Genomic DNA, 24,071 nt, shown 5'->3' with positions numbered 1-24,071 from the left:
TGCAGGCATGGCCTCCGCAGATACACCTTCCGTCGCACAGGCCGGGCCCCGGCTCGGACTGCGCGAGCGGAAGAAGATCCAGACCCGTCAGGCGATCCGCCGCGCCGCCTACCGGCTCTTCGAGCAGCAGGGCTACGACGCGACGCCGGTCGACCGGATCGCGGAAGCCGCGGACGTCTCCCCCAGCACCGTCTTCCGGTACTTCCCCACCAAGGAGGACATCGTCCTCACGGACGAGTACGACCCGGTGCTGGAGGCCGCGATCCGGGCCCGCCCGGCCGGGGAAAGCCCGGTCGAGGCCATCCGGCAGGGCGTCGTCGACTCGATGCAGCGCATCATCGACCGCGACCTGGCCGAGCTCCGCCAGCGCACCCGGCTCATGCGCGAGGTGCCCGCCCTGCGTGCCCGGGCCGCCGAGGGCATGACGGATTCGGCGCGCATGCTCTGCGCCGTCCTGGCCGAGCGCACCGGGCGCCCGGCCGACGACGTCGAGCTGCGCATCGTCGTCAGCGCGATCTTCGCGGCGATGAACGAGGCCCTCATGTGCTGGGTCGAGCAGGGCCAGACGGGTGACCTCATCGCGCTCATCGGGCAGGCGCTGGACGTCCTGGCGCGAGGCCTGACGCTCTGACGCCCGCGTCCTGACGCCCGTCTCCTACGCCCGCCACCTGGAACCGGCCGGCCCGGCGTCACGCCGGCCGGTGTCCCACAGCCCGGCCGGTGTCCCATCAGCCCGGCCGGGCTCAGCGCAGGCTCTCCGCCAGCGCCTCCGGATCCGTCGTCGGCGCGTCGCAGGTGAAGCCGCGGCACACGTACGCCACCGCGCGCCCGTCGGCCAGCGGCCGGTGCGCGAGCAGCGGCACCTCGACCGCTGCCGGCTCGGACGCCGGCGGGGGCCCGCCCACGGCGACGGCCAGGCCGGGCGCCGTGGCCAGCAGGGCGGTACGGTGCAGCGCCACGGTGGCCGGATCGTCCGGCAGGCCCACGACGGCGACCTCGCGGGGGCCGTCGAGCAGGGCCTCGGCCACCGCCAGTCCCCAGCTGATGAAGCGCGGCGCCCGCGGGCCCAGCGCCCGCACGACGCCGAGCGCCCGCTCGGCCGCCTCGCGGTGCGTGGTGCTGCCGGTGTACGCGGCGTAGGTCAGCAGCGCTCCGCAGGCGGCGCTCCAGCCCGACGGGGTGGCGTTGTCCATCGGGTCCTGCGGGCGGCGGATGAGCGCCTCGGCGTCGTCGGCGGTGTCGAAGAGCGCGCCGTCCGCGCCGGTGAAGCGGGTGAGGACCGTGTCCAGGAGCAGGCCCGCGAAGTCCACCCAGACGCCCTCGCCGGTGACGGCGCTCAGCGCGAGGAAGCCCTCGGCGACGTCGCCGTAGTCCTCCAGGACGCCCGCGTGGGAGCCGGCCGTGCCGTCCAGGGAGGTGCGGAAGAGCCGGGCGTGCCAGTCCATGTGCGTACGGACCAGCAGGTCGGCGGCGTCCGTGGCGGCCTGGACGAGGTCCGGCCGGTCGAAGTAGGCGCCCGTCTCGGCCAGCGCGGCGACGGCGAGCCCGTTCCAGGCGGCCACGACCTTGTCGTCGCGGCCGGGCCGGGGCCGCTGTTCGCGCGCCGCGAGGAGCCTGCGGCGCACCGAGTCCAGCTTGCCGGCGTCCAGGAGCTCCTCGGAGTCGGGCAGCTGGAGGACGGAGGCGCCCTCCTCGAAGGTGCCCTCCTCGGTGACGCCGAAGTGCGCCGCCGCGAGCAGGGCGTCCTCCTCGCCGAGCACGTCGCGCAGCTGCTGCGGCGTCCACACGTAGTAGGCGCCCTCGGCGTGCCGCCCCGTGCCGTCGTCGCTGTCCGCGTCCAGCGCGGAGGCGAAGCCGCCCTGCTCGGTGCGCATCTCGCGGACCAGGAAGTCGGCGGTCTCCAGGGCGACGCGGCGGGCCTGCTCGGAGCCGGTGGCGCGCCACAGGTGCGCGTAGACGCGGCAGAGCAGGGCGTTGTCGTAGAGCATCTTCTCGAAGTGCGGGACCACCCACTCCGCGTCGACCGAGTAGCGGGCGAAGCCGCCGCCCAGCTGGTCGTAGATGCCGCCCCGGGCCATCGCCTCGCAGGTGGCCTGCACCATCTCCAGGGCGCCCGCGGAGCCCGTACGGGCGTGGTGGCGCAGCAGGAACTCCAGCGTCATGGACGGCGGGAACTTCGGCGCCCCGCCGAACCCGCCGCGCACCGCGTCGAAGTCACGGGTGAGCGCCAGCAGCGCGGCGTGCACGTCCTCGGCGGACGGGGGCTGCGGCGGGGCGCCCTTCTCCCCCGCGACGCCCAGGGCGAGCGTGCGCTCGGACAGCTCCCGCACGATGCGGCCGGCGACCTGGCCGACCTCCTCACGGCGGTCGCGCCACGCCGCCCGCACGCCCTCCAGGACCTGCTGGAAGCCCGGCATGCCGTGCCGGGGGGCGGGCGGGAAGTAGGTGCCGAAGTAGAACGGCTCGGCCTCGGGCGTGAGGAAGACCGTCATCGGCCAGCCGCCCTGGCCCGTGGCGGCCTGGACGGCCTCCATGTACACCGCGTCGATGTCGGGCCGCTCCTCGCGGTCGACCTTCACGGAGACGAAGTGCTCGTTGAGGAGGGCCGCGGTGGCGTCGTCCTCGAAGGACTCGTGCGCCATCACGTGACACCAGTGACAGCTCGAATAGCCGACGCTCAGCAGCACCGGCACGTTCCGCCGCCGCGCCTCGGCGAAGGCTTCGGCCGACCACGGCCACCAGTCGACCGGGTTGCCGGCGTGCTGGAGGAGATAGGGGGACGTCTCGTGCGCCAGTCGATTGGGCATACGCCCATCCTCGCGCACGGGCTTCCGTACGGGGCGGCGGTGGGCCCGTGTCCGCGACCGGGCCACGGGCCCGGAGACACCGCACACCAGGGGCCGCGTCGCCCTGCACCGCCGGGACGCATGCATATGGCTGATCACCGCCGCGGCGGAAAATCTTCCGCCGCAACGGCGAAACGCCCAACGGCGGCCACCGGCGGCCACCGGCGGTGCCGAACACACCCCGGCAGGCCGCCCCGGCACACCGACGGCCGGACCCGCCCGGGACCCGGGCCGGCCGAGCCGGACACCACCCACCGGCCGACGCCGGTCCGGCACCGCCGGCACGCGCCGGCATGGCTGATCACCACTGCGGCGGCAGATCTTTCCCGCCGCAACGGCGAAACGCCCCGACGGCGGCCACCGGCGGTGCCGAACCCACCGGCAGCCCCCGGCACACCGACGGCCGGAGGACGATCCGGCACCGCCGGAACGCATGCACATGGCTGATCACCGCCGCGGCGGGAAGAACTCCTCCACCGCAACGGCGAAACACCCGACGGCACAGCCACCGGCGGTGCCGAATCCACCCCTCCTGCAGGGAGGACCGCTCCGCCCGGCGGCGACCCCCGAGTCAGCCCTGCCGGACCTCGCCGGAGGCGACCGGTGCCGCGCCGGAGACGTCCGGCTCCTCGGCGAAGTCCACTCGCTTCATGTGCTTGTTCATGCTCTTCATCAGGAACCACACCGCCACGCCGATGACGGCGAAGACGATGAAGCCGAGGACACCGGGGGTGACCTTGTTCTTGTCGAGTTCTTCGGCGAGCGGCACCAGCTGGGTGGCGGCGAGGGAGCTCATCATGGGGTCAATTGTTGCGGATGCCCGCGAAGAGGTCGTCCTCGGGGAGGGACGTGCCGACGAGAGACTTCGCCAGCTCGTACTCCTCCGTGGGCCACACCTCGCGCTGGAGGTCCAGCGGCACGCGGAACCAGCCGCCGTCCGGGTCGATCTGCGTGGCGTGCGCGATCAGCGCCTTGTCGCGGATCTCGAAGAAGTCGCCGCAGGGCACGAACGTGGTCAGCGTGCGCTCGCGGCCCATGGTGTGCCAGCGCTCCAGCCACTCCCCGTAGGGGGACTCCATGCCGCGCTCCAGCAGCGCGTCGTGCAGCGCCTGCGTGCGCTGACGGTTGAAGCCCTGGTTGTAGTAGAGCTTCTGCGGCTGCCAGGGCTCGCCGGCCTCGGGGTAGCGCTCGGGGTCGCCGGCGGCCTCGAAGGCCACCATCGTGATCTTGTGGGTCATGATGTGGTCGGGGTGCGGGTAGCCGCCGTTCTCGTCGTACGTGGTGACGACGTGCGGACGGAACTCGCGGATGAGCTTCACCAGGCGCCCGGCCGCCTCGTCCACGTCCTGGACGGCGAAGCAGCCCTCGGGCAGCGGCGGCAGCGGGTCGCCCTCCGGCAGGCCGGAGTCGACGAAGCCCAGCCACTCCTGCTTGACGCCGAGGATGTCGCGCGCCTCGGCCATCTCCTTGGCCCGGACCTCGTGGATGTGCTCCTCGATGTACGGGTCGCCCTGGAGCTTGGGGTTGAGGATGGAGCCGCGCTCGCCGCCCGTGCAGGTGGCCACCAGCACGTCCACCCCCTCGGACACGTACTTGGCCATCGTGGCCGCGCCCTTGCTCGACTCGTCGTCGGGGTGGGCGTGCACGGCCATCAGTCGCAGCTGCTCAGTCAAGACTTCGTCCTCGGTCACTGGTCATGGCCCGTCTTATCGGTGTGTCGGGGCGCCTCCTATAGTGACCGAAGCGGGAGGCGTTTCATTCCTGTTTCCCGACCAGCACCGACCCGGAGGAAGATCATGGCTGCGGCACGCGAGGGCCTTCCCGACGGTCGCTACGGCCGCTCGGCGGACGCGCGCGCGGACCGCAAGCTCAAGATCGTCGGCGCCGTGCTGGGCGCGGGGCTGCTGGGCGTCGTCGCCTGGTCGGGTGTGCACTACATCACCACGACCGACGTGACGGGACAGCTCCTCCGCTCGAAGCCCGTGTCGGACGACACGGTGGAGGCGGTCATCGAGGTCCGCAAGGACAAGGACCGCACCGCGGTGTGCACCCTGCGCTCCCTGGGCGCGAACGGCGCCGAGGTCGGCCGCAAGGACGTCACGCTCGACCGGCGCGAGGAGCACTTCACCGAGACGGTCGTCCTGCGCACCACGGCGCACGCGGCCGCCACCGACCTCGAGGGCTGCCGCTCCGTCTCCGGCAGCTGAGCCGCCCCGGCCACCCCGCGCTGACCTGCATTGACGCAGCGCTTGCGTGATTTCTCCCGTTTACTTCTTCCCCCTTTCGGGACGGAATTGTTAGGCTCGTGGTTTCGCCCCGCTTTGAAGGTGCACCCTTCTGAGTAGGGCGTTCATTTGTTATCGCGATGTATCCCCAAGCATTCCCCAGTACCGACGAGGAGCACCTGTGACCCAGACCAGCGACAACGTCACCTGGCTGACTCAGGAGGCGTACGACCAGCTCAAGGCCGAGCTGGAGTACCTGTCTGGTCCCGCTCGCACCGAGATCGCCGGCAAGATCGCGGCGGCCCGCGAGGAGGGTGACCTGCGAGAGAACGGCGGGTACCACGCGGCCAAGGAGGAGCAGGGCAAGCAGGAGCTCCGCGTGCGCCAGCTCACCCAGCTGCTGGAGAGCGCGAAGGTCGGCGAGGCCCCGGCGGCCACCGGCGTCGTCGCGCCCGGCATGGTCGTGACCATCGCCTTCGACGGCGACGTGGACGACACCCTGGAGTTCCTCCTCGCCTCCCGCGAGTACGCCAGCTCGGACATCGAGACGTACTCGCCGCAGTCCCCGCTGGGCTCCGGCGTCAACGGCAAGAAGATCGGCGAGGACGCCCAGTACGAGCTGCCGAACGGCAAGAAGGCCATGGTGCGCATCCTGGAGGCCAAGCCGTACACCGGCTGAGCCCCACGGACGCGACCGTGACCGTGCCCCGTACTCCTCTCCCGGGAGTACGGGGCACGGCGCTTTCCGGGCGGTTCCCGGTGGTGAACACCCTCGGGACCCCCTCAGGCCCTCAGGACCCCTTCAGGCCGTCCTCAGGCCGCCCTGAGGACCTCCTCAGGCCACCCTCAGGACGTCTTCAGGACCCCCTCATGCCGTCTTCAGGCCCCCTCAGGCCGTCGCCGACCGGAACTTCCGCACCGACAGCGTCCGGAACAGCGCGATGATCAGCACCGACCAGATCAGCGACGCCCACACCGGGTGCTGCATCGGCCACGCCGACGGCACGGGATAGCCCGCCGGCAGGTTGCCGAAGAGCTCCCGGGCCGCCTGCACGGTCGCGCTGAAGGGGTTCCACTCGGCGATGGTGCGCAGCACGGTGGGCATGTTGTCGGCGGGCACGAAGGCGTTGGAGATGAAGGTGAGCGGGAAGAGCCAGATCAGCCCGCCCGAGGTGGCCGCCTCCGGGGTCCGTACGGACAGCCCGATCAGGGCGCCGATCCAGGAGAAGGCGTAGCCGAGCAGGAGCAGCAGGGCGAAGCCCGCCACGGCCTTGGGGATGCCGTTGTAGACGCGCCACCCGACGATCACGGCGACGATCGCGAGCACGACGAGCGTGAGCGCGGTCTGGACGAGGTCGGCGAGCGTGCGGCCGGTGAGGACGGCCCCGCGGGCCATGGGCAGGGACCGGAAGCGGTCGATGAGCCCCTTGTGCATGTCGTCGGCGATGCCCGCTCCGGCGCCGGCGGTGGCGAAGGTGACGGTCTGGGCGAAGATGCCCGCCATCAGGAACTGGCGGTAGGTGTCCGGGTCCGTGCTGCCGCCGACGGCGATGGAGCCGCCGAAGACGTAACTGAACAGCACCACAAACATGATCGGCTGAATAAGCCCGAAAATGACCACTTCGGGGATGCGCGCCATGCGGATCAGATTGCGCTTGGCGACGACCAGGGAGTCGCGCACGGAGCGGCCGAGGCCGCCGTGCACCCGCAGGGCCGCTTCCCTGGAGGCGGCGCTTCCGACGACGCTCATGGCCTGACCTCCTGCTGCGCTCCGTCCTGCTGTGCTCCGTCCTGCTGCGCTCCGGCGTCCCCGGCCGCTCCCGCGGCGGCCCCGGCGGGACCGGCCGCCCCGCCGTCGCCGTTCCCGCCGTCGCCGTTCCCGCCGTCGCCGTTCCCGGCGGCGCCGTTCCCCGCGGCGCCTGTCTCCGCGGCGTCCGTCTCCGCGGCGTGACCGGTGAGCGAGATGAAGACGTCGTCCAGGGTCGGGCGGCGCAGGGCGATGTCGTCGATGTCGATCCCGCGGGCGTCGAGCTCTCTGATGACCTCGGCGAGCAGCTTCGCGCCGCCGGAGACCGGCACGGTGACCTTGCGGGTGTGCTTCTCGACCGAGGACGCGCCCTTGCCGAAGCCCAGCAGGACCTCGTCGGCGGTGGCGATGTGCTCGGGGCTGCGCACGACGACTTCGACGCGCTCGCCGCCGGTACGGGCCTTGAGCTGGTCGGAGGTGCCGCGCGCGATGACCTTTCCGTGGTCGACCACGCAGATGTCGTGGGCGAGGTGGTCGGCCTCCTCCAGGTACTGGGTGGTGAGCAGGAGGGTGGTGCCGCCGGCCACCAGTTCCTGGATGACCTCCCACAGGCCCTGGCGGTTGCGCGGGTCCAGGCCGGTGGTGGGCTCGTCCATGAACATGACGGGCGGGCTGACGACGAGGGCCGCGGCGAGGTCGAGGCGGCGGCGCATGCCTCCCGAGTAGGTCTTGGCGATGCGGTCCGCGGCCTCCGCGAGGTCGAAGCGCTCCAGCAGCTCCCCCGCGCGGGCCTTCGCGGCGCGGGCGCTCATCTGGTAGAGCTGGCCGACCATGCGCAAGTTCTCACGGCCCGTCAGATACTCGTCGACGGCGGCGAACTGGCCGGACAGCCCGATGGAGCGGCGGACCGCGTCGGGCTTCTTCAGGACGTCGATGCCGGCCACGAGGGCCGAACCGCGGTCGGGCTTGAGCAGAGTGGTCAGGACGCGTACGGCGGTGGTCTTGCCGGCGCCGTTGGGGCCGAGCAGCCCCAGAACGGTTCCTTCCGGCACATCGAGATCGACCCCGTCCAGAGCCCTGACGTCGCCGAAGGTCTTCACCAGGCCTTCGGCATAAATGGCGCCTGGCATGGAAGTACTCCCCGCTTGGTGACGTACTGCCCGATTTTACGTTCGGGACAGCCGTTGCGCCCTGTGAATGCCGCACCCCACTTGTCGCATGCGGCCGCCTGCGGGGCGGCGGTTCGCGGCGATCAGGCCGTCACCCGGTACCCCGCCGCCCGCAGGGCCTCCCGTACCGCGGCGCAGTGCGCGTGCCCCTTGGTCTCCAGATGCAGCTCCACCTCGGCCTCGGTCAGGCCGAGCCGCGGGTCGGTGCGGACGTGGCCGACGTCCAGGACGTTCGCGTCGGCCGCCGAGAGCACCTCCAGGAGCGCCGCGAGCGCCCCCGGCCGGTCGGTCAGCCGCACGCTCAGGCTCAGGTAGCGGCCGGCCGCCGCCATGCCGTGCCGCAGGACGCGCTGCAGCAGCAGCGGGTCGACGTTGCCGCCCGACAACACGGCGACGAGCGGTCCCTCGAACGAGTCGGGTTCCGCGAGCAGGGCCGCCACCGGCGCGGCCCCGGCGGGCTCCACGACCATCTTGGCCCGCTCCAGGCAGAGCAGCAGCGCCCGGGCGAGCGCGTCCTCGGAGACCGTCCGGACCTCGTCGACCAGCTCCCGGACCAGGGCGAAGGGCACCGCGCCGGGGCGGCCCACGAGGATGCCGTCGGCCATCGTCACGGGCTCCGCGAGCGTCACGGGGCGCCCGGCGGCCAGCGACGGCGGGTACGCGGCGGCGCCGGCCGCCTGCACGCCCACGATCCGCACGTCCGGCCGCAGCGCCTTGACCGCCACCGCGGTGCCCGCCGCGAGCCCGCCGCCGCCCATGGCCACCACGATCGTGCGCACCTCGGGGCACTGCTCCAGGATCTCCAGACCCACCGTGCCCTGACCTGCGACGACGTCGGGGTGGTCGAAGGGGTGGACGAGGACGGCGCCGGTGCGGCGCGCGTGCTGCCGGGCCGCGCTCAGCGCCTCGTCCAGGCCCTGCCCGCACAGCCGCACCCCGGCGCCGTACGAGCGGGTCGCGGCGATCTTCGGCAGGGGCGCGCTCACCGGCATGAACACCGTGGCGCGCACGCCCAGGAGCGCGGCCGCCAGGGCCACGCCCTGCGCATGGTTGCCCGCGCTGGCGGCCACGACCCCCGCCGCGCGCTCCTCCCGCGCCAGCGCCGCGATCCGGGTGTACGCGCCCCGCACCTTGAAGGAGCCGGTCCGCTGGAGGTTCTCGCACTTGAGGTGGACGGGCGCGCCGATCAGGCCGGAGAGGTGGCGGCTGCCCTCCAGGGGCGTGGTGCGGACGACCCCCGAGAGGATCTTCCGGGCACCGAGGACGTGGTCGAGGGTGACCGCGCGAGGGGGCTCCGCCGGTGGACGGACTCCGTCCGGCACGTCCGGTACGTCCCTGTCCGCCGCATCCGTTCCGTCCGCTGCGCGTGCGGCCATAAGGCCAGTCTTGCAGCTCGTTTGCGTAACGACCGTCGCAACGGACGCATATCGCCCGGACGATTCCGGATCGCATGGCAGCGCATATCGATGCATACCGAGCGGATTGTTCGGTACCGGCGGAGCGGATTGCCCGGCACCGGCCCAGGCGCCCTCCGGGCCGCGTACTCTGTCCCCCAATCTTCCCTGCCCGACGCACGAAGTGAGCCCCAGGCCATGCCCACCCCTTCGGACATGACGACCGACCTCGCCCCAGGTGTCCTCGACGCGCTCCAGCACCAGGTGGCCGTCTTCGCACGCCGCGCCGAACAGACGCGGCTCGGCGGCGTGGGCCAGGTCCGCAACTCGATGGACCGCGCCGCTTATCTGCTGCTCAACCGCCTCGACCAGGAAGGTCCGATGGGCGTGAAGGCGCTCGCGGCCGGCATGGGCATCGACTCCTCGACCGTCACCCGCCAGGTGGCGCCGCTGGTCGACACCGGCCTGGTCAAGCGCACCTCGCACCCCGAGGACGGCCGCGCCGTCGTCCTCCAGCTCTCCCCGCGCGGCAAGGCCCGCCTGGAGGAGGTCCGGGCCTCGCGGCGCGCGCTGATGGCCCTGGTGACGGACGGCTGGAGCGAGGACGAGCGGGACGCGTTCTGCACCCTGCTCACCCGCTTCAACACGGCCCTCTCCGAGGTCCACAACGCACTGCCGCCGGTGACGCCGACGGCCTGACCGGCCTGACCGGACCGGGGGGGAGCAACCGGGGGAACCAGCGGAGACACAACTGCGCCGGGCGGGCCGGAAGAAACCGGCCCGCCCGGCGCAGAACAGCAGGTGCGGGTGGCGCTGAGCGCCAGGGGACTAGCCCAGCGCCTGCGTGAGGTCGGCGAGCAGGTCGTCGACGGACTCGATGCCCACCGACAGGCGCACCAGGTCCGCGGGGACCTCCAGCTGCGAGCCGGCGGTCGACGCGTGCGTCATCAGGCCCGGGTGCTCGATCAGCGACTCGACGCCGCCGAGGGACTCGCCGAGGGTGAACACCTCGGTGCGGTTGCAGATCTCCACGGCCGCTTCCTGGCCGCCCTCGACGCGGAAGGACACCATGCCGCCGAAGGCCTTCATCTGCTTGGCGGCGACCTCGTGCAGCGGGTGCTCGGGCAGGCCCGGGTAGTAGACCTGGGTGACCTTGGGGTGGGAGACGAGCAGCTCGGCCACGCGCTCGGCGTTGGCGCTGTGCCGGTCCATGCGCACGGCCAGCGTCTTGATGCCGCGCAGCGTCAGCCAGGAGTCGAAGGGGCCGGCGACGGCGCCCATCGCGTTCTGGTGGTAGGCGAGCTCCTCGGCCAGGGCCGCGTCGGCGGTGACCAGCGCGCCGCCCACGACGTCGGAGTGACCGCCCATGTACTTGGTGGTGGAGTGCACGACGACGTCCGCACCGAGCGCCAGCGGCTGCTGCAGGTAGGGGCTGGCGAAGGTGTTGTCGATGACCAGGCGGATCCCGGCCGAGTGCGCGACCTCGGCGAGGGCGGCGATGTCGCTGATGCCCAGCAGCGGGTTCGACGGGGTCTCCACCCAGATGACCTTGGTCGTGGGCCGCAGGGCGGCGCGCACGGCGGCCGGGTCGGAGGTGTCGGCGACCGACCACTCCACGCCCCAGCGGCTGATCACCTTGGCGAAGAGGCGGAACGTGCCGCCGTAGGCGTCGTTCGGGATGACCACGTGGTCACCGGGCGCCAGGAGCGTGCGCAGCAGGGTGTCCTCGGCGGCCAGGCCGGAGGCGAAGGCGAGGCCGCGTACGCCGCCCTCCAGCGCCGCCAGGTTCTCCTCCAGAGCGGTACGGGTGGGATTGGCGCTGCGGCTGTACTCGTAACCGCCGCGCAGGCCGCCGACGCCGTCCTGCTTGTACGTGGACACCTGGTAGATCGGCGGCACGACAGCCCCGGTCAGCGGGTCCGGCTCCTGCCCGGCGTGAATGGCAAGGGTCTCGAATGCATGCTGATCGCTCATTTTCCCGAGCCTAGTACTCCGCACACCCGAACACCCGTGTTCACTTGTAACCGGAGCATGAACGATCCGCGGACCTCGCGCGTTGTTCCTCACACAGCCCTACTCGTAGCACTACGCTGCCCCACCCACGTTCAGGACCGATCATGGAGTTTCTGCTCATCCTGCTGGCCGTCCTCGCGATCTGCGCCGTCCTCGCCGGGCCGGCGCTGCGCCGCAGGCGGGCGCACGCGGGCCTGACCCCCTCCCCCGGGGCGACGGCCGCGTCGTACGGCTTCCTGCCGCCCGAGCAGCTGGACGTCCGCCTGCCCGGCCCCGACCCCGAGCTGCTCTCCGCCGTCGAGGAGGCCCGCCGCACCCAGGACTGGAAGCCGGCCGCCGAGCTGCTCTCGCACACCGAGGACCCCGAGCAGCGCTGGCAGCGGGTGCAGACCCTGGCGGGCGCGGCGGTCCGCGAGCTGGCCGAGGCGCCCGGCACGGGCGGGCTGTGGCTGCGGCACTGGCGGGTGGTGGCCCCCGAGGACGCGGGCGGCGCGGCCGTCCAGGCCGAGTTCCTCGTCCAGCAGGCGCTGCGCGACCCCTCCTCCGAGGACTACCGCATGATCCTGGAGGAGGCCGGCACGGTCTGCGCGGAGGCCGCCCGGCTGGCCCCGGAGGACGTGGTGCCGCTGATCGTCGAGCTGGGCCTGGCGCGCGGCACGGGGGCCGGCGAGGCCGAGTTCCAGTCGGCGTGGGAGCGGGTCGTCTCCCGCGCCCCCCAGCACATGGGCGCGCACCTGGCCGCGCTGCGCTACTGGAGCGCGAAGTGGCACGGCTCCCGCGAGAAGGCCGACGCCTTCGCGCAGCGCGCCGCCGCGGGCGCGCCTCAGGGCAGCCTGCTGCCGGCCCTGCCGCTCTTCGCCGTCCACGACCACCTGCCGGACGTCAATCTGGTCCAGGGCCTCTACCGCGGCGAGGTCGTCACCCGCGCGATCCAGGCCGCCCAGTACGCGGCCGCCCACGCCCCCGCGACCCACCCCGTGCTGCCGCACGTGCGCCACCTGCTGGTGTGGTTCCTGGTCAACGCCGAGCGCTATCCGGAGGCCCTGGAGCAGCTGCAGCGCGTCGACGGGCACATCGGCGCGGTCCCGTGGACGTACGAGGCGGATCCCGTCGCGGCGTACACGGCGTACCGGGCGCTGGCGGTCGCGGGCGGGGAATCGCCGGGCACGGCGAACCGTTGGCCCTGACACCGGATCTTCCCCACCACTCCCGGAGGCCGCCACCATGCTCTTCCCCACCCGAGAACCCCGCCTCCCCACCCCCGAGGAAGCCCTCAAGGGCCGCCCCGAGCCGGAATTCCCCCTCCAGGAACGCCACACGGTCCTGGGCACGCCCCTGGGCGGCCCCTACCCCGCGGGCCTGGAGGTGGCGGACTTCGCCCTGGGCTGCTTCTGGGGCGCGGAGCGCAAGTTCTGGCAGACGGAAGGCGTCTGGACCACCCTCGTCGGCTACCAGGGCGGTCACACCCCGCACCCCGCCTACGAAGAGGTCTGCAGCGGCCTGACCGGCCACACCGAGGTCGTCCGCGTGGTCTTCGACCCGTCGGTCGTCCCCTACACCGCCCTCCTGAAGCTCTTCTGGGAATCCCACAACCCCACCCAGGGCTTCCGCCAGGGCAACGACCGCGGCACCCAGTACCGCTCGGCGGTCTACACCCACTCCCCCACCCAGCAAACGGCGGCGGAAACCTCCCGCGACTCCTACCAACAGGTCCTGCACGCCGCGGGCTACGGCCCCATCACCACGGAAATCCTCCCGGCGGGGCCGTTCTGGTACGCGGAGGCGTATCACCAGCAGTACTTGGACAAGAATCCCGCGGGTTATTGCGGCATAGGAGGCACGGGCGTCAAGCTGAGTGACCCCTTCGAGACGAACTGGGGCGGCTCGTGCCCGACGGGGATCGCGCCGGTCGAGGACTGACGCGCACAGGCTGACAGGGCACCCCGTCGCGATCATCGGGCGGGGGCTGGTCGCCGAGCAGGTCACCGCACAGCTATCGCGTCCAGGTGAGCGCGCGCCGAACGGGAGAAGCTGTCCAGGAGCGCCTTGCCCTTGGCCGCGGTGGCCAGCGACGGCTGTCCGATGATGCCGTTGGTGGTGTAGCCCGACATGCCCAGGGTGAGTAGGTGGGGGCGCTTCGGGGCCGAGTGATCGTCCCCCTCTATGCCCTCGTGCACCAGGTGCGGCGCACCGTGGAGAAGTAGAGAGACCTCGAACTCGCCGCCGTGCATGTCCTCGGCGCTGCTGCTCTCCAAATCGGCATCGGCGCGGGCCTGAGCCCGGTCCTCGCTGACGGGGAAGAGGGCGACGCGGGGGCCGGTGACGTTGAGCTCCTGGACGACGTTCGACAGGACGTAGTTGCCGCCGTGGCCGTTGACGATGATCAGCCCGGGGTGTCCGGACGCTTCGAGCGATCTCCAGATGTCGTTGACCATGGCGTACAGCGTTCCGGCGCTGATGCTGACCGTGCCAGCCATGGGGGCGTGCTCGTGAGAGCAAGCCATGGTGATCGGTGGTAGCAGGAACAGGCCGTGGTCATCGGCGAGCCGACGAGCGATCAGGCAGGCGATGACGGTGTCGGTGATCAGGGGCAAGTGGTCGCCGTGTTGCTCGAAGCTTCCGATGGGCAGGACGGCGACGGCGGGCCCTCGACGGCGCTCGTCGCCGGTGGTGGCTTGCGTGATCAGTTCGTCCATGATCCCAGCATCTCTCATCAATTCCGGGCCAGTCATGCCGCGAACCGGTCACGAACCACGGCGAAGTGCTCAAGTAAGGCCGCTACGGTCGGAAGTCGCCGCTCTCCTGCCACAGAGTCCGCCACTGCCGAAAGCACGCCGAACGTACGGGCGGATCCGGTGTACCTGACGATCCCGAGCGACTTCGTCGCGGCCTCGGCCCCGCGTTCCAGCTCACCGGCACGGACGTACGCGCGGGCAAGGCGCGCGAGGTAGACACCTCGGTCATTGCGGTAGACCTGCGGCAGCGCTTCCAGGTGCCCTTCGAAAAGCTCGATTGCCTGTTGAGGCTTACCCAGATCGATCCAGCAGTTTGCGCGCTGCATCTCGATGTACGTGGGCGTGCAGTACGAGGTGTCGAGCCCGGTAGCCGGCACTGTCTGGGTAGGCTCGGCCACGAGGGCGCGCGCCTCGTCGAACCTGGCCAGGGCAGCCTTCGGGTTCCCCATCAACGCGTACCCCTGGGCCTCCTGCTGAGCAGCGAGCGCCTCGATCTGCGGGGTGAGCCCGGGCAGACGCTGCGCCGCTTTGGCCAGCCCGACCGCCCTGTCTGCGCTGGCACGCGCAGTCGCCTGGTTGCTCTTGCGGAAGAGGATGTAGGCCTGCATGTGGCCGTCTGCGGCCTCTTGGGCCCACTCCATCGCGCGGTCGGACCAGAGGGCCGCGCGCCGGAAGTCACCCAAGTCCTGGTACAGCCACCCGATGAACTCGGCGACTCGCCCACCGGTCTGCAGGAGCGCCTCTCGCGGCACCCCGCTGCTGCCGCGCTCCAGCAGCCTGGTGATGGTCTGAGCGTGCTGTACGACGGCCGGGATGGTGTGCCGGGCGCCGAAGAAGTTCGAGCTCTTGTAGTGCTGGGGCAGCTGGCTTTCGATGAGCGCGGCAACGAATTGCGGATCGGTGGGCTCAACATCCGGACCGGTGTCGGCCAAGCAACCGAACGGGTCCACCTCGGACGACGTCACCTGCACGGCCACCGCGGCGCTGTCCGCCTCCCAGTCGCGGCGGGCGAGTCCCAGCATGCGCCCGGGGATCCGCAGGCCATCGGCGACGCGCTCCACCACGCTGATGTTGTTGATCTCGCGGTTCCCCTTGATGATCTCCCCGACGGCACTCGGCGTCAGCTCCACACACCGCGCGAGGCGCGCAGGGTAGAAGCCCGCTCGCTTGGCCAGCTGGAAGATCACCGAGAAGTCGCGGACGCGGCACGCTTCCACCATCGCTTCCTCTCGCAACAGGCGTGGTGGAAAGCCTTGTGAAAGCTCGTGCTTGGGCATGAGCGGTGCTCCGGGAAGGGACGGAATCCGCGGTGAGACCATGCGGGTCGGGTTACCGGTGATGTTACCCATCGTGGGTAACCACGCCGGGCTCGTTTCCCGAACTGTCACCCGTGATGCTGCTCGGCATGGAGAGACGACAGGAAGACACGAACGGCGAAGAGGTGACCAGGCGTTGGCCCTGCCACCCTCGCTGCGTCGGCCTGGCGCGCCGGGAGCTGCGCAGAGCACTTGAGGCCTGGGGGCTGACGTCGGTCGAGGACACGGCGCTCTTGGTCCTCTCTGAGCTTCTCACCAACGCGGTGGTGCACGGGCGGGTTTCGCCGGGCCGGGAGATCGAGACCCGGTTTCAGCTGGAGGCGGGCGCCCTCCGCATCAGGGTCGATGACGCCTGCGGGCAGTGGCCTTCCACCGGAACCCGAAGGGCAGAGGGAGGCCGCGGGCTGGCTCTGGTCGGCGCGCTGTCGATCACCTGGGGCGTGAGCAGCCGGGTGGGCGTCGGCAAATCGGTGTGGGCGGTGCTGGCAGTACCGGCCGGGAAGGGAGAACACAGTGGCACGAATGCGGGCGTCACAGTTGCGGCGCGGTGACCTGGTCAGCCTCCGGGGCGACTTCCGAGAGGTCAAAGACGTACGCACCAAGGAGCGGGGCCTGCGGAGCGGTTCCGAAGTGGTGCTGACGTTCAAGACCGGCAGTGCCGTGCGCATGGAGGCAACGGACGAAGTCGAGGTCTCGGTGTACCCGTCGCGGCGGTCCCGATGACGACGGCCTGGTCGAAGTTCTCAAGGGCGCCCGGCCGTCGGCAGGGCACTCTTGGCAGGGACCTGGACGCACTGCTGGCGGACTTCCGCGCCCATCTGGTCAGGGGGCTGCGCCCCGTGACTGAAGAGGCGAACGCGGCCGCGCTCCGGCGCCTTGAAGAGCGCGTGTCCCGCCGGATCGCAGAGGGGCTCGGGCCCCCTTAGACACCCTCGGGGCCAGGGCTCACAGCTGTCACGTGCTGCGCGCCCTGCGGATCCCCCGACACCCCGAGGGGAGGCGGCGCCCATCCTCAGGTTCCGCCGCCTGCGGCCCTGCTCAAGATCCGAAGCTTGGGCAGGGCCGCGAACAACAAGCGCATACGAAACCGGACCACCCCGTTACCTGGCGGGCGCGGGGGTGGTCCGACGGGGACCTTCAAGATCCCCGGTGCCGATGGTACCGGGGCGGTCGCCGTGTGTCAGTGCGATGAACCCCACTGGTTACCAGTCCAGTTCACATGAAGGGGATGGGTGAGATGGGGTTTGACGTCGAGGAATTCGACCCGGACGACGTGCTCTGGGTGCGCGGCGTGGACTACGTCGCCGGCTGGCGCGAGGCCACCGACCTGGCGGCGGATCTAACGGCGGCGCTGACCGCGGCCGGGGTGCCCCTAGAGGGCGCGAAGGCCACGGCGCGGACGGCGCCGGACGGGTCGGGAGTGGTCCGGCTGATGTGGCCGGTGGAGACCGTACGGGCGGTGGTGGAGCTCGTCCGCGGTGACGGGCCGGACCCTTGGCAGCCTGAGCCTCGGCCACCGATCACGGGCAGCCGGACGCTCGGCCACGGCGGCGCCGAGCTGAGCGAAGCGCCCACGACGGGCCCGGCACATCGCGGCAGCTGCCCGCTCCCCCTCAGCCACGGCCGGGCAGTGCGGTCTCCTCACGCTCCTGCATCTGCGACGGCGGGAGTACGGCGCCCATCTTCCCACTGCACCCACCGGACCCGCGCCCCCACCTGTCCCCCCGCTGCCAGCCTCCTTGACGCGCGCAACGACGAGACCGGCGGACGACCAAGCACCCGCCATGTGTACCGCTGTGCGTAGCCGTGCCACCCAGTGGGCTGCAGTCGGCGAGGCCGGGTGGAGGTGGATGGCTTATAAGGCGCCTCAACGCTGGCGGTCGGGTGTCCGTCCCCCGGGCCGCCGAGGCCGACGGGCGCACACAACGTTGCGCCTTGGCCAGAGTTCTGCGACGTCAACGTGACTCGGCGCTCCCCAGGTTCACGCTGGCGGGTGGATTGATCCCCCGAACGGCCCAATCGGTCTATTTCCGGTCTGGATGCCAGCACCATGGACCTGGCTCAACCCGCGCCCACCGCCGAAGGGAACCCCCATGCGTGCGCGTCCCACGCTGCTCGCCCTCGCGAGCGCTCTCGCCCTGGTCTTCTCCGTCCCCGGTTCCGCGCACGCGGCACCCCAGACCGGCATTTCGTTCTCTTACCACGACAAGGACGGCGACCACTCGGCAAACATTCAGGAGCGGGATCTGAACGAGTGCGTCTTCCTCGACGTCCTCGGAGCCGAATCGACCAACTATGGGTTCTCCCCGGAGAACGTCGGCACCGAAACCTATGCCGATCTCTACCCGGATGACGACTGCAAGGAAGCCAAGCTCGTCACCCTCAAGCCCGGAGAAAGCGAGGGCGAGGATCTGCACTTCCGGTCAGTGCTGTTCCGGCCCATGCCCACGTGATGAGGCGTCCGGAACGCGGCTCGGGCCGAGTCACCGCTCGCCGCCCGAGGCGACAACAGTTGCCTTGCCGTCACTCCACCGGGACGTGACCGATCGCCCTGCAGTCCGGCCACCCGCTCCGGACTCGCCCCCACTTCAGTGAGGACACCCCCATGGCCGTAAGCATCCGCACCCGTCTCGCCGCCGCCCTCGGCACCCTGGTCCTGGCCGCCGGAGGAGCGGTCATCGCGGCCCCGGCCGCCCACGCCAGCAGCGCCGACTGCTCCAACTCACGCGCAGCCTCCACGCCCGCCCACAGCACCAGCATCGGGGACCTCGCCTGCAGGGTCGGCGCGACCGGCCTCCCGACAGCCAGCGAACTGGCGTGCAACCTCCTGCTCACCCAGCTCGCCGCTGCCGGCCCGGCGAAGGCCGGCAGCGACTGCACCCTGGCCCGCCGCTGACCCCAGCGGATTCGAAGCCCCGGCCGAGACCGGCCCGGGGCTTCGTCTCGACCACTTCCGAGCGGCGAACCGGCCCCAATGAACCAGGGGTGCACGCCGCCGAAAAGTAGCCTTGACCTAGGGCAGCCGCGCCCAGCATGCATGCCCATAAGACATCGTCTGCCGTGGCCCTTGTCGGCCTGTGCCACCGACAGTCAGCCGCGATGGTGGGGCGGTCGGGCGATCACCCGCCACGTGTGCACCTGTGCCATATTCCGGTCTCAGCCATGCTGAGATGGCTTTTCCCACGTCACGGCCGGTGCCACCGGCGTCGGCACCGATGATGCCCATACACCTCCTGCAGGCGACAACGGCACCGCAACGCGAAGCGAGCCAAGCCACCGGCCATCAGGCCCCGCCGGTCCGCGGCCGACGATCAGCCTGCCCCGGTACGCCTTCGCTGACCGCGACTGGCAATGGCCGGGAGCCGAAGCCCGGAGCCGTGACGCCGGGCTCTGACGGGCTTGGTGTGTCTTCACGCTGCGGCGGGTTCGGGATCGCCTGGGCGGTGGGGCGTCCGGCGGGACCGGCCGTCAGGCCGCAGCCCGCCGGGCGCCCCGGCCGCCCGGCGCGCCCACGGCGCGCCCTTGAGGAAGTGAAGAAGATTTCTACCGATCGCCCCATCCAATGGAACGAGTTGGCGGCGCATAGCCATTGCGGGAATTCAGGGACTCAGCGTCCGTGCGGCCGCAAGGGACGGATATTCGCTGGTGGCTTTGAGGGACGCCTGGGAACGTGTAAGGACGAGCGATAACTACAGCATCTGATCTAGGTGCATCAGCGCGGCTGACGTGAAGCCAGCCCAGGTAAGAGATCTGTCCACGATCCCCGTGGTCCGGCCGCTGACAATGCCCTGGAGGTTGCTCGTTGCCCGTCGGCCTCAGTTCCGACACTCACAAAGCCGCTCGTAGCAGGGGCCCCTTGGCTCCTGATGAACTTCGCCATCGCGTAGCCGCCTCCCGCGCTCGCCAGCTGAGCTGTCGTCACGCCCGCGGCTTCGCCGCCAGTTGTGACGGGTCGTAGCCCGGGGCGACGCCGTCGGTGAGGATGATCGGGCCCTTCACGTGTTCCGTGCGGAGGGGGATCAGGGCCTGGTAGGCGGGTGACGCGTACCAGGCGCGGGCCTGCGTCAGGTCCGGGAAGGCGATCAGGACCAGGTTGCCGGGCCAGGTGCCCTCCACGACGTGGACCTCCGCGCCGTGGACGAGGAAGCGGCCGCCGAACGGGTCGAGGGTGGCCTGGATGCGGTCGATGTATTCGAGGATGTCGCGGTGGGTGCCGCCGGCGGTGTGCGGGGCGATGTCGCGGAAGCTGCCCAGGGCGTATGCGGTCATGGTGGCTCGCTCTCAAGGTGGGGGCCGGGGCCCGCTCCGGGGACCCGGGTAATTCCCTTGGTCCGTCTCGGGTTTCAGCGGGCTTCAGTCTTGCCCGGCGTCCCGGGCCCGTCGATTACCTCCCAGGTCATCGCCCCCGCCTCGCCACGAAGCGGAAACTCCCCTTCCCCACCGTCACCGTGCACTCCGCGAAGCCCGCCATCCGCAGCCGTGCCTCCAGGGTCTCCGGCGGGACCGGCACGCACGTGTCGCCGAGGTGGATCAGGCGGAAGGCCCGGCTGCTGAGGGCGTCGCAGCCGGTGAAGACGCCGCCAGGGCGGAGGACCCGGTGGGCTTCGGCGAAGAGGCGGTCCTGTTCGGTGAGGGACGGTACGTGGTGGAGCATCGTGAAGCAGGCGACGGAGTCGAAGCGGGCCTCCGGGAAGGGGATGTCGGCGCCGTCTCCGTACACGACGTCCACCCGGTCCCCGAAGAGCAGCCGCAGCCGCGCCGCGTAATCCGCGTCCGCCTCGACGACGCTCAGCTTCTCGGCCTTGCGCACCAGGACGCGCGTCGTGGCCCCGTAACCCGGGCCGATCTCCAGGCAGTCGGTGCCCAGCGGGACGTCCTCCAGTGCCCAGGGCAGGAGTTCGTCCCGGATCGCGCGGGCCCAGCGGTCGGAGGAGCAGAGGCGGCGGTGGATGAGGTTCATCGGCATGGTTCGAGGCTAGGAAGGAGGGGACGTGTCGTATACGGGCCAGGAGGTCAACTCATGTCGTCGGACGGACATCGGGCGGAGGGGCGCGAGCACCGGTCCCCGCCCCATCTCGTCAATCCTCCCGGCGCCGCCGTCGCCGTCGGCAGCTTCCCCCTCGACGGCAGCGAGTGGTTCGGCCGTCACCAGCACGCGGCGCACCAGCTGGCGTGGGCGCCCCACGGGGTCCTGGCCGTGCGCGCCTGCGGCCGTACGTGGGTGCTGCCGTCGACCGTCGCCCTCTGGATCCCCGCGGGCGTCCCGCACGCCACCGGCGCGACCTCGTCCGCGCTCCTGCGCAGCCTCTACTTCTGGCCGGACCGCTGCCCGCTGACCTGGGACGAGCCCCAAGTCGTCCCCGTCTCCGGCCTCTTGCGCGAGCTGATCGACCACCTGGCGCAGGACCCGGAGGTCCTCGGCCCGGAGGCCCGCCACCGCGCCGAGGACGTCGTCCTCGACCTCCTGCACCCGGTCTCCGTGACGACCGTGCGCGCCCCGTTGCCCGCCGACCCCCGCGCCCGCCGCGTCGCGGAGGCCCTGCGGGCGGATCCCTCCGACGGCCGGTCGCTGGCGGAGTGGGGCGAGGTCGTGGGTGCGAGCGCGCGGACCCTCGCGCGCGCCTTCGTCTCCGGTACGGGCATGACGTACGGGCAGTGGCGCACGCAGCTGCGCCTGCAGGCGGCGATGCCGATGCTGGCGGCGGGTTCGACGGTCTCGGCCGTGGCGCGGCGCGTCGGCTACGGGTCGCCGAGCGCGTTCGTGGCGGCGTTCCGGCGGGGGGTGGGGGTGCCGCCGGGTGCCTATTTCACGCCTGCGGAGCCCCGGCCGTGAACCGGCGAGGGCCCGCCCCGGCCATGCCTCGCCCCGGCTCGCCTCACCCCAGTTCCGCCGCGTCCGCCGCCTCCGCCCCCCGCGCCCAGCCGTCCGCGTCGCGCCCCTTCAGGCGGTGCGAGGTGGTCTGCGGGAAGAGCCGTTCGGCGGTCTCGCCGACCGCGAGGTCGCGCGCGGCGAGCACCGGCAGCACCTCGGGCCGCGCCTCCTGCGCGACGGCCTCGGCCGTGGCGTCGCGCACCGCCGCCGCGAGCCGCTCGCCGATGCGGGACGCGTAGGCGATCAGGAAGGACTCGCGGAAGTCGCGGGTGCGGCGCGAGCGCCCGCCCGCGTGGTGGGCGTCGGCCGCGCGGTGCATCGCGGTGGTGGCCTGGACCAGCAGGGACGTGTACATGAGCTCGACCAGCTCCAGGTCGGCGTCGAAGCCGACGACGGTGGAGAAGCAGTGGTCGGCGGACCACACGGCCTGGCAGTGGTTGGCGCCGGCGACCGCGTCCAGCAGCAGCGCCTTCGCGGACTCGTACGGGCCCTCGACGCCGATCCGGCAGGCTCCGGGCCCGTCGGCGGCGGCCCCGTCCGCGTGGGCGGCGAGCAGCGCCTCGTCCATGGAGTGCCGCGCCATGAGCTCCTGGGCCTTGGCGGAGAGCGCCTCGGCCTCTTCGGGGAAGTCGGTCGACTCGGCCTTGGCCAGCAGTGCGCGGATGCGGCCCAGGACGCGCGGCTCGACGTGCACGCCGGGCCGGGTGTACGCGGCGCCGGGCATCGGCCCGACCGCCCCGGTCCGCGGCAGCCCTGCGGCGAGCCGCAGCGCGCCGAGCGCGCACGCGACGGTCTCGAAGCGGCTGAGGCGCTCGCGCTGCGCGAAGCCCTCCAGGAAGGCCGCGTCGTCGTCCCACCACACCCGCGCCTGGAGCTCGCGCAACTGCGCGGTCCAGCGGGCGCCGAGGGTGTCGGGGGCGTAGCGGCGCGCCTCGGCGGCCAGCGCGGCCACGGCGAAGCGCACCTCGGCGGGGGTGAGCTCGCGCCGGGCGAGCCGGATCACGTCCGCGGGCTGCCAGCCGCGCTCCCAGCAGCCGCGTACGGTCGCCGAGGCGGTGCGCACGACGGCGCGGCTGAGGGCCTCCCAGCCGGCGGGGGCGGCGGAGAGTGCGGAGGCTGCGGCGTAGACGGCGTCGTCGAGGGTGTCGGGTCCGTGCGTGCGCAGGGAGGCCAGGGCCGCCTCGACGGACTCCAGGAGGGCGGTGTCCTCCAACCGCTCCTGCTGCCGCTCTTGCTGCTGCTTCCTGCGTTCGGCCACGGAACTCTCTTCCTTGCATGACGCACGGCGGATCACCGCGACGGAGGGGTCGCTGCGATACGGCGTACGGCGCTACGGCGGTACCCCGGTACGGCCCATTGTCCGTGACATTGTCCGTGACGGCCGGGTCGCCGGGGGTTACCGCCCAGGTCAGCGCGCGGAGGCTACCATTCCGCAGGCTGTCCCGGGGAGCCCCCTGCGCCATCCCGGCCGTCGCCGTCCCGGCCGCCGCCATCCAGACCGCCGCCGACCCGACCGCCGCTGCCGTCCCCACCGCCCCGCAGCGCCTGCAGCACCTCGCCCGGCGCCTTCGCCTGGAAGATCCCGACGGACCGCTCCGGCCGGTAGCCCAGCATCTTGTTCACGGCGCGCATCGGGCCGTTGTCGTCGGCGACGTGCGTGGCGATCTCCCGTATGGGCGGCTCCTGCTCGCGCAGCAGCTGCAGCATGCGCAGCTTGACGGCGCGTCCGAGGCCCAGGCCCCGGTGGGCGGGCGCCACGACGGTCTCGTACTGCTGCGCGCGGACGTCGCCGGGCGAGCGCCGGCCGACCTCCGTGAGGGCCGCGTACGTGCCGTCGGGAGCTTCGGCGACGACGGTGAACAGGACGCCCCCGCGCTCCCCGTACGCGCTCTGGGCGGCGGTGACGGTCTCCGCGTGCCAGCGCATGGGCTCCTGGTCCAGCTCGCCCATCGGGGCGTCGGCCATGGCGTTCCTGACGCCGGCGTACGCCTCGGCGGACCCGGCGGGTACGGCGCCCGTCCATTCCACGAAGCGGTAGCCGACGGGCAGCCGGGGCAGCTCCGGCCCGGCTGCGTCACCGGCGATCCCCTCCGCGACCTCGCCGACGCCCTGATCAGCGACCTCGTCTGCGACCCGATCAGCGACCTCGTCGGCGACCCGCTGGACGTACAGGACGAGCTGCAGCCCGCACACGAACCCGCGGTTCCTGGCGAACTGCTCGCCCTCGCCGCCGATTTCGACCTCCACGCTCACCGACTGCCGCTGCTCGCGCTCCAGGACGGCCTGTATCTCCTGCCACAGCAGCGTGCCGATGCCGCGCCGCCGCTGCTCGGGCCGGACGGCGAGCCGCCCGATCCAGGCGGTCGTGCGGTTCCGGTCGTCCTCGAAGAGCCGCAGGAGGGCGACGCCCGCGTAACCGGGCGCGCCGCCGGGCGACGGGACCACCAGGCGGACGATCCTGCTGCGCGAGGCGGGAATCCGCAGCTGGCCGGCCGTCTCCACGCGCCCCGGCCCCGGGACCCCGGCCGGCATGTCGTGGGCGTGCGCGGCGGTGACGACGGCGTGCCAGGCGTCGATCTCCTCCTCGGAAGGGGCGGCCCCCAGGCGCTCGACGCCTGATCGCAGAAGTTCGCTCATCCAGCGCACGGTACGGATCGCGCTGACGCTTGTCCTGCGGATTTACGGCTCCTGCGGCCTGCTGAGTTACGACCCCTGCTGCCTGCGGATTTACGGCCCCTGCCGCGCGGCACCCGG

Annotated in this window: 23 protein-coding genes; 10 read left to right on the top strand and 13 right to left on the bottom strand. The window is 71.9% G+C overall.

Going from position 1 to position 24,071, the window contains the following annotated elements:
- Positions 1–7: 7 nt before the first annotated feature.
- Positions 8–631, top strand: coding sequence for a TetR/AcrR family transcriptional regulator (locus tag NQU55_RS10240; protein WP_168090906.1), 624 nt, complete (start codon positions 8–10; stop codon positions 629–631).
- 112 nt (positions 632–743) lie between these two features.
- Here the strand turns inward: NQU55_RS10240 and NQU55_RS10235 are convergent, their stop codons facing one another.
- From NQU55_RS10235 to mca, 3 genes are all read right to left on the bottom strand, one after another.
- Positions 744–2,807: a thioredoxin domain-containing protein gene (locus NQU55_RS10235; RefSeq protein WP_168090905.1), complete on the bottom strand. Its 2,064-nt coding sequence runs from the start codon at positions 2,805–2,807 to the stop codon at positions 744–746.
- Positions 2,808–3,417: 610 nt separating this feature from the next.
- Positions 3,418–3,645: a hypothetical protein gene (locus NQU55_RS10230; RefSeq protein ID WP_168090904.1), complete on the bottom strand. Its 228-nt coding sequence runs from the start codon at positions 3,643–3,645 to the stop codon at positions 3,418–3,420.
- A 4-nt stretch (positions 3,646–3,649) separates the two neighbouring features.
- Positions 3,650–4,519, bottom strand: a complete 870-nt coding sequence (gene mca, locus NQU55_RS10225) for a mycothiol conjugate amidase Mca (RefSeq protein WP_168090903.1) — start codon at positions 4,517–4,519, stop codon at positions 3,650–3,652.
- Positions 4,520–4,642: 123 nt separating this feature from the next.
- On the opposite strand from mca, the gene NQU55_RS10220 reads away from it, so the two are divergent.
- Both NQU55_RS10220 and greA read left to right on the top strand, forming a co-directional pair.
- A complete protein-coding gene (locus tag NQU55_RS10220) occupies positions 4,643–5,053 on the top strand; it encodes a DUF4307 domain-containing protein (RefSeq protein ID WP_168090901.1) in 411 nt (136 codons plus the stop codon).
- 199 nt (positions 5,054–5,252) lie between these two features.
- On the top strand, positions 5,253–5,750 hold the full coding sequence (gene greA / locus NQU55_RS10215) for a transcription elongation factor GreA (protein WP_168090899.1): 498 nt from the start codon (positions 5,253–5,255) through the stop codon (positions 5,748–5,750).
- Positions 5,751–5,960: 210 nt separating this feature from the next.
- Here greA and NQU55_RS10210 read toward each other — a convergent pair whose 3' ends face one another.
- From NQU55_RS10210 to ilvA, 3 genes are all read right to left on the bottom strand, one after another.
- The gene (locus NQU55_RS10210) at positions 5,961–6,821 is read right to left on the bottom strand and encodes an ABC transporter permease (RefSeq protein ID WP_168090897.1); all 861 of its coding nucleotides are present in this window, start codon (positions 6,819–6,821) and stop codon (positions 5,961–5,963) included.
- Complete coding sequence (locus NQU55_RS10205) at positions 6,818–7,948, bottom strand: ATP-binding cassette domain-containing protein (RefSeq protein ID WP_168090896.1); 1,131 nt, start codon at positions 7,946–7,948, stop codon at positions 6,818–6,820. Before NQU55_RS10205 ends, NQU55_RS10210 begins: the two co-directional genes overlap by 4 nt.
- A gap of 122 nt (positions 7,949–8,070) precedes the next feature.
- On the bottom strand, positions 8,071–9,363 hold the full coding sequence (gene ilvA, locus NQU55_RS10200; protein WP_168090895.1) for a threonine ammonia-lyase: 1,293 nt from the start codon (positions 9,361–9,363) through the stop codon (positions 8,071–8,073).
- A 216-nt stretch (positions 9,364–9,579) separates the two neighbouring features.
- Here ilvA and NQU55_RS10195 point away from each other — a divergent pair, with 216 nt between their 5' ends.
- Positions 9,580–10,080, top strand: a complete 501-nt coding sequence (locus NQU55_RS10195; RefSeq protein WP_058045983.1) for a MarR family winged helix-turn-helix transcriptional regulator — start codon at positions 9,580–9,582, stop codon at positions 10,078–10,080.
- 129 nt (positions 10,081–10,209) lie between these two features.
- Here the strand turns inward: NQU55_RS10195 and NQU55_RS10190 are convergent, their stop codons facing one another.
- Positions 10,210–11,355 (bottom strand): cystathionine gamma-synthase, encoded by a 1,146-nt coding sequence (locus NQU55_RS10190; protein ID WP_058045982.1) that lies wholly within the window; start codon positions 11,353–11,355, stop codon positions 10,210–10,212.
- Between the two features lie 143 nt (positions 11,356–11,498).
- Here NQU55_RS10190 and NQU55_RS10185 point away from each other — a divergent pair, with 143 nt between their 5' ends.
- Together NQU55_RS10185 and msrA are read left to right on the top strand one after the other, a co-directional pair.
- Positions 11,499–12,581 carry a hypothetical protein gene (locus NQU55_RS10185; RefSeq protein WP_168090894.1) on the top strand — a complete coding sequence of 361 codons (1,083 nt, stop codon included), beginning with the start codon at positions 11,499–11,501 and terminating at the stop codon, positions 12,579–12,581.
- 37 nt (positions 12,582–12,618) lie between these two features.
- Positions 12,619–13,314, top strand: a complete 696-nt coding sequence (gene msrA / locus NQU55_RS10180; protein WP_168090893.1) for a peptide-methionine (S)-S-oxide reductase MsrA — start codon at positions 12,619–12,621, stop codon at positions 13,312–13,314.
- Between the two features lie 62 nt (positions 13,315–13,376).
- Here the strand turns inward: msrA and NQU55_RS10175 are convergent, their stop codons facing one another.
- Together NQU55_RS10175 and NQU55_RS10170 are read right to left on the bottom strand one after the other, a co-directional pair.
- Positions 13,377–14,090 carry a creatininase family protein gene (locus NQU55_RS10175; RefSeq protein ID WP_168090892.1) on the bottom strand — a complete coding sequence of 238 codons (714 nt, stop codon included), beginning with the start codon at positions 14,088–14,090 and terminating at the stop codon, positions 13,377–13,379.
- Positions 14,091–14,122: 32 nt separating this feature from the next.
- Positions 14,123–15,406 (bottom strand): tetratricopeptide repeat protein, encoded by a 1,284-nt coding sequence (locus NQU55_RS10170; RefSeq protein WP_168090891.1) that lies wholly within the window; start codon positions 15,404–15,406, stop codon positions 14,123–14,125.
- A 116-nt stretch (positions 15,407–15,522) separates the two neighbouring features.
- Here NQU55_RS10170 and NQU55_RS10165 point away from each other — a divergent pair, with 116 nt between their 5' ends.
- The 3 genes from NQU55_RS10165 to NQU55_RS10155 all read left to right on the top strand — a co-directional run bounded on the left by NQU55_RS10165 (position 15,523) and on the right by NQU55_RS10155 (position 18,341).
- Positions 15,523–15,996, top strand: a complete 474-nt coding sequence (locus NQU55_RS10165; protein WP_168090927.1) for an ATP-binding protein — start codon at positions 15,523–15,525, stop codon at positions 15,994–15,996.
- Between the two features lie 1,542 nt (positions 15,997–17,538).
- The gene (locus NQU55_RS10160; RefSeq protein ID WP_168090890.1) at positions 17,539–17,898 is read left to right on the top strand and encodes a hypothetical protein; all 360 of its coding nucleotides are present in this window, start codon (positions 17,539–17,541) and stop codon (positions 17,896–17,898) included.
- 152 nt (positions 17,899–18,050) lie between these two features.
- Entirely contained in the window at positions 18,051–18,341 is a 291-nt protein-coding gene (locus NQU55_RS10155; protein WP_168090889.1) for a hypothetical protein, read from the top strand.
- 1,022 nt (positions 18,342–19,363) lie between these two features.
- Here the strand turns inward: NQU55_RS10155 and NQU55_RS10150 are convergent.
- Together NQU55_RS10150 and NQU55_RS10145 are read right to left on the bottom strand one after the other, a co-directional pair.
- Positions 19,364–19,714 carry a DUF1330 domain-containing protein gene (locus NQU55_RS10150; protein ID WP_168090888.1) on the bottom strand — a complete coding sequence of 117 codons (351 nt, stop codon included), beginning with the start codon at positions 19,712–19,714 and terminating at the stop codon, positions 19,364–19,366.
- Between the two features lie 127 nt (positions 19,715–19,841).
- Positions 19,842–20,411, bottom strand: a complete 570-nt coding sequence (locus NQU55_RS10145; protein WP_240976086.1) for a class I SAM-dependent methyltransferase — start codon at positions 20,409–20,411, stop codon at positions 19,842–19,844.
- A gap of 54 nt (positions 20,412–20,465) precedes the next feature.
- Here NQU55_RS10145 and NQU55_RS10140 point away from each other — a divergent pair, with 54 nt between their 5' ends.
- On the top strand, positions 20,466–21,278 hold the full coding sequence (locus tag NQU55_RS10140; RefSeq protein WP_168090887.1) for an AraC family transcriptional regulator: 813 nt from the start codon (positions 20,466–20,468) through the stop codon (positions 21,276–21,278).
- 43 nt (positions 21,279–21,321) lie between these two features.
- Here NQU55_RS10140 and NQU55_RS10135 read toward each other — a convergent pair whose 3' ends face one another.
- Complete coding sequence (locus tag NQU55_RS10135; RefSeq protein WP_256790307.1) at positions 21,322–22,575, bottom strand: DUF2786 domain-containing protein; 1,254 nt, start codon at positions 22,573–22,575, stop codon at positions 21,322–21,324.
- A gap of 164 nt (positions 22,576–22,739) precedes the next feature.
- Entirely contained in the window at positions 22,740–23,954 is a 1,215-nt protein-coding gene (locus NQU55_RS10130) for a GNAT family N-acetyltransferase (RefSeq protein WP_168090886.1), read from the bottom strand.
- Positions 23,955–24,071: the final 117 nt, after the last annotated feature.

The sequence above is a fragment of the Streptomyces telluris genome, assembly GCF_024519335.1.
GTDB lineage: Bacteria > Actinomycetota > Actinomycetes > Streptomycetales > Streptomycetaceae > Streptomyces > Streptomyces telluris.
Note: the sequence above shows the minus strand (reverse complement) of the source record. Positions and strands in the feature narration are given on the sequence as shown.

Bases quoted from the DNA above. Each gene is read 5' to 3' on its own strand.
- NQU55_RS10240 (WP_168090906.1), top strand. From the start codon at position 8: ATGGCCTCCGCAGATACACCTTCCGTCGCACAGGCCGGGCCCCGGCTC.
- NQU55_RS10235 (WP_168090905.1), bottom strand. From the start codon at position 2,807: ATGCCCAATCGACTGGCGCACGAGACGTCCCCCTATCTCCTCCAGCAC.
- NQU55_RS10230 (WP_168090904.1), bottom strand. From the start codon at position 3,645: ATGATGAGCTCCCTCGCCGCCACCCAGCTGGTGCCGCTCGCCGAAGAA.
- NQU55_RS10220 (WP_168090901.1), top strand. From the start codon at position 4,643: ATGGCTGCGGCACGCGAGGGCCTTCCCGACGGTCGCTACGGCCGCTCG.
- NQU55_RS10210 (WP_168090897.1), bottom strand. From the start codon at position 6,821: ATGAGCGTCGTCGGAAGCGCCGCCTCCAGGGAAGCGGCCCTGCGGGTG.
- NQU55_RS10205 (WP_168090896.1), bottom strand. From the start codon at position 7,948: ATGCCAGGCGCCATTTATGCCGAAGGCCTGGTGAAGACCTTCGGCGAC.
- ilvA (WP_168090895.1), bottom strand. From the start codon at position 9,363: ATGGCCGCACGCGCAGCGGACGGAACGGATGCGGCGGACAGGGACGTA.
- NQU55_RS10195 (WP_058045983.1), top strand. From the start codon at position 9,580: ATGCCCACCCCTTCGGACATGACGACCGACCTCGCCCCAGGTGTCCTC.
- NQU55_RS10190 (WP_058045982.1), bottom strand. From the start codon at position 11,355: ATGAGCGATCAGCATGCATTCGAGACCCTTGCCATTCACGCCGGGCAG.
- NQU55_RS10185 (WP_168090894.1), top strand. From the start codon at position 11,499: ATGGAGTTTCTGCTCATCCTGCTGGCCGTCCTCGCGATCTGCGCCGTC.
- msrA (WP_168090893.1), top strand. From the start codon at position 12,619: ATGCTCTTCCCCACCCGAGAACCCCGCCTCCCCACCCCCGAGGAAGCC.
- NQU55_RS10175 (WP_168090892.1), bottom strand. From the start codon at position 14,090: ATGGACGAACTGATCACGCAAGCCACCACCGGCGACGAGCGCCGTCGA.
- NQU55_RS10170 (WP_168090891.1), bottom strand. From the start codon at position 15,406: ATGCCCAAGCACGAGCTTTCACAAGGCTTTCCACCACGCCTGTTGCGA.
- NQU55_RS10165 (WP_168090927.1), top strand. From the start codon at position 15,523: ATGCTGCTCGGCATGGAGAGACGACAGGAAGACACGAACGGCGAAGAG.
- NQU55_RS10160 (WP_168090890.1), top strand. From the start codon at position 17,539: ATGCGTGCGCGTCCCACGCTGCTCGCCCTCGCGAGCGCTCTCGCCCTG.
- NQU55_RS10155 (WP_168090889.1), top strand. From the start codon at position 18,051: ATGGCCGTAAGCATCCGCACCCGTCTCGCCGCCGCCCTCGGCACCCTG.
- NQU55_RS10150 (WP_168090888.1), bottom strand. From the start codon at position 19,714: ATGACCGCATACGCCCTGGGCAGCTTCCGCGACATCGCCCCGCACACC.
- NQU55_RS10145 (WP_240976086.1), bottom strand. From the start codon at position 20,411: ATGCCGATGAACCTCATCCACCGCCGCCTCTGCTCCTCCGACCGCTGG.
- NQU55_RS10140 (WP_168090887.1), top strand. From the start codon at position 20,466: ATGTCGTCGGACGGACATCGGGCGGAGGGGCGCGAGCACCGGTCCCCG.
- NQU55_RS10130 (WP_168090886.1), bottom strand. From the start codon at position 23,954: ATGAGCGAACTTCTGCGATCAGGCGTCGAGCGCCTGGGGGCCGCCCCT.